The organism is Streptomyces mayonensis, from assembly GCF_018982965.1.
GTDB lineage: Bacteria > Actinomycetota > Actinomycetes > Streptomycetales > Streptomycetaceae > Streptomyces > Streptomyces mayonensis.
This window is the reverse complement of record NZ_JACBYP010000234.1, coordinates 1-3,920: the sequence shown is the minus strand read 5'-3', so window position 1 is coordinate 3,920 and position 3,920 is coordinate 1. Positions and strand designations below refer to the sequence as shown.

Genomic DNA, 3,920 nt, shown 5'->3' with positions numbered 1-3,920 from the left:
CCTGGGAGGTACCCCCAGGGCGGCACGGGTGGGCGCTGCGGCACCCCGTAAGCGCCGGGCTGCGCGACCCACCCCCGCCCCGCACCCGCGCCGGGCGCCATGGCAACGCCGGGCTGCGCGACCCGCACCCACGCCGGGCGCCAAGGCACCCCCCGCGTCACCGCTCGCGCAAGCGACAATGGCCCCGTGCGGTACAAGATCCTGGGCGTCGCCCAGACGGAGGACCACGGCACCGTCGTCACCCCCGGCGGGCCCCGGCTCCGTGCGCTGCTCGCCGCCCTCGCCCTGCGGCCCGGCCAGGTCGTCGCCCCGGGCACCCTGATCGACGAGGTCTGGGCGGACGCCCCGCCGCAGGACGCCCCCGGCGCGCTCCAGGCCCTCGTCGGCCGTCTGCGCCGTACCGTCGGCAAGGACGCCGTCGTCTCCGCCCCCGGCGGTTACCGGCTCGCTGCGACCCGCGACGACGTCGACCTGTACGTCTTCGAACGTCTCGTACGGCACGGCACCGACGCCCTCGACCGCGGCGACGCCCGGGCCGCCGCCCGGGATCTCGACGAGGCGCTCGGTCTCTGGCGCGGCCCCGCCCTCGCCGACCTCTCGGGACACGCGGCCCGGCCCGAGGCCCTGCACCTGGAGGCGACCCGCGCGCGCATCGAGGCCGGACTGCGCCTCGGCGACACCCACGACGCCGTACCGGAACTGCGTGAACTGGTCGCCGCCCACCCCTACGACGAAACCCTGCGCGCCCTCCTCATCCGCGCCCTGCGAGCCGCCGGCCGTGACGCCGACGCCCTCGCCGCCTACGACGACACCCGCCGCGCCCTCGCCGAAGGCCTCGGCACCGAACCCGGCCCCGCACTGCGCTCCCTGCACGCCGAACTGCTCGCCGCTCCGGCCATACCCAAGGCGCCGCCCGAGCGGACGGGAAACATCCGGCCCCGGCTGACCTCCTTCGTCGGACGGGAGGCCGAGATCGACGCCGTCCGGGCCGGACTGGGGACGGCACGGCTCGTCACCCTCACCGGACCGGGCGGTTCCGGCAAGACACGTCTCGCCGAGGAGGCCGCCGCCGCGCTCCCGCAGGCCTGGCTGGTCGAACTCGCCCCCCTCGACCGGCCGGAGGCGGTCCCCGGTGCCGTCGTCAACGCCCTCGGGCTGCGGGAGACCGTGCTCGTCACCAGCGAGCGGCCGGCCGTGCAGGGCGACCCCGTCGCCTCGCTCGTCGAGTACTGCGCCCCGCGCGACCTGCTGCTCGTCCTGGACAACTGCGAACACCTCGTCGGCGCCGCGGCCCGGCTCGCCGAGACGCTGCTGACCCGCTGCCCCGGCCTCACGATCCTCGCCACGAGCCGCGAGCCCCTCGGCGTACCGGGCGAGGCCGTGCGCCCGGTCGAGCCGCTCACCCCGGACCAGGCACAACGCCTCTTCACCGCCCGCGCGGCCGCCGTACGGCCCGACGCGGACGCCGTGTTGGGCGACGGGCAGGCGGTCGCCGAGATCTGCCGGCGGCTGGACGGGCTGCCGCTCGCCATCGAACTGGCCGCCGCACGCCTGCGGATGCTCACCCCGCGCGAGATCGCCGACCGGCTCGACGACCGCTTCCGGCTGCTCACCTCCGGCAGCCGCACCGTCCTGCCCCGCCAGCAGACGCTGCGCGCGGTCGTCGACTGGTCCTGGGACCTCCTCGACGACGCCGAACGCACCATGCTGCGCGAGCTGTCCGTCTTCGCCGGAGGCTGGGACCTCGAAGCCGCCGAGGCCGTCGGCACCGGCCCCGCCGCGGACCTCGTCGGAGCCCTCGTCGACAAGTCCCTGGTCGTGGCCGACCCGGGCACGCGGGCCGGCGCCGGCATGCGGTACCGGATGCTGGAGACCATCCACGAGTACGCCGGTGAACGCGCCGCCGAACTCCCCGGGCTGCGTACCGCCGCCGAGCGCGCCCACCGCGCGTGGGCGCGCGCCCTGGTCGAGGAGGCCGACCCTCAGCTGCGGTCCGCCGGGCAACTGCCCTGGATAGCCCGCCTGGAGGCCGAGCACGACAACATCCGCACCGCACTCGACCGCTCGCTCGAGGACGGTGACGAGGAGGAGGCCGCCGCCCTCGCGCTCGCCATGGGCTGGTTCTGGTGGCTGCGCAACTACCGTCACGAAGGCGTCGAACGGTTCGACCGGGTACTGCACCTCGCGGCCGCCCTGGACGCGGGCGGGCCGGCCGGGGACGACCTCGCCCGGCGTACCGCCGCCGCCGACCCCGTCGAGGCGCTGCTCGCCGTACCGGAGGGCGACACCGGGCACCCGCTGCACAACTTGCGGATGCGGGTGCGGATGATGCACATCCTCCTCACCTTCGAGGCCGGGCCGGGAGACAGGCCGCCCGACGAGCGGATGCGGCAGTACGTCCTCAGGGTGCGCAACCACTTCGCCGCGGGCGGGCCGGAGGCGGCCCGGATACCGGGCATCATCTGGCCGCTCACCGAGTTCTTCGTCAACGACTCGAACGACGTCCGGCCCGCCATGGACGCCTCAGTCGCCAACTGCCGTGTGTACGGCGGGGAGTGGGAGGTCGCCGCCAGCCTCATGTTCCGGGCCCACGCGGTGGTCGACACCTCCGGGAACGTGTCCGACGTCGACGAGGACCTGTCCGAACTGCGGCTGCTCAGCCGCCGGCTCGGCGACCGCCTGGTGGAGGCCCAGGTGTGCAGCGCCTTCGGCGAGTCCGCCATGGTGCACGGCCGGTACGACGAGGCCAGGAGGGAGTACGCGGAGGCGCTGCGGCTCGCCGAAGAGGTGGGTGCCTTCGCCGAGTCGCCGTTCCTCATCGCCCGGCTGGCCGAGATCGCCTACCGCGCGGGGGACCGGTCTGCCGCGCTGGCCGTGCTCGACGAGGCGAGCGCCGCCGCCGACCGGTACGGCGTCGTGGACTCCAAGGCCTTCGTCCTGTTGCTGCGGGCCGGGATCGCCGTGGAGGACGAGGACTTCCCGCGGGCGCGCGCCCTGGCGCACCAGGCCCGCGAGGAGTGCGAGCGCGGCACCCCGCCGCCGCAGTTCCTGGCGATGCTGGGGCTGGTGGAAGCGCTGGTCACGGCCGGCGAGACGGGGCCGGGGGCGGCCCTGCCGCTGCTCGCGGACACCGTCCGTACGGCGGTCGACAAGCGGTGTGCCGACCTCGTCGTCGCCGCTCTCGTGGACAACGCGGCGGATCTGCTGTCCGACCTCGGCGACCACGCCCGCGCGGCGCGGCTGCTCGGGGCGACCGGCCACTGGCGCGGCGACCGTCCGGCCTCCGCACCGGACCGCGCCCGCGGCGAGCGGGCCGCGGACGCCGCCCGTGCCGCCCTCGGCCGCGAACGGTACGCCGCCGAGCGGGCCCGGGGCGCCGCCCTCACGACGGGCGACGCGACGGCCGAGGTGGATGCGGGCCTGCGGGCCCACATCGAGCGGTGGCCGGTACCGCCGGTGTCTACGCGCAGGTGAAGCGGGACTGCGCCCAGTCCGCCAGGGCCAGCGAGTCGAACGGGCTGTGCGGCTCGGCCACCAGCCGTACGGTCTCGCGCCCCGAGATGTCGACATGGACCGGCACCGCCGGGTCCCCGCCCTTCACCGTGCCGGAGTTCCACAGCCGGACGCCGTCGGCGTACACCGAGAAGTGGACCTTGCCCAGCTTCATCGTCAGGTCGTCCACGCCGACCAGCGCGTCGTAGGACGAGCAGGTGCGGTTGAGGTCGATCGTGACGGAGGAGCGGCCGCGCACGGTGACGCCGTGGGCGTACCGCACGTCGTCGACCGAGAGCGCGGAACGCTGCCACACCCAACTGCTCCCCGCCAGCCGCATTTCGGGCCCGGTGCCGTCACCGCTCACGTCGTACGCCAGCTCGCTCCACGGGTACACCTCCGGGGCGGGCGGCGGGGGTGGCGTCGGG

Annotated in this window: 2 protein-coding genes; one reads left to right on the top strand and one right to left on the bottom strand. The window is 75.6% G+C overall.

Annotation, left to right across the window (positions count from 1 at the left end; translation table 11 throughout):
• Positions 1 to 186 precede the first annotated feature (186 nt).
• Complete coding sequence (locus tag HZS56_RS37470; protein ID WP_216725268.1) at positions 187 to 3,474, top strand: ATP-binding protein; 3,288 nt, start codon at positions 187 to 189, stop codon at positions 3,472 to 3,474.
• Here the strand turns inward: HZS56_RS37470 and HZS56_RS37465 are convergent.
• The coding region (locus tag HZS56_RS37465) for an NPCBM/NEW2 domain-containing protein (protein ID WP_216725267.1) at positions 3,461 to 3,920 on the bottom strand (460 nt) is incomplete at its 5' end. The two genes, HZS56_RS37470 and HZS56_RS37465, sit on opposite strands and share 14 nt — an antisense overlap.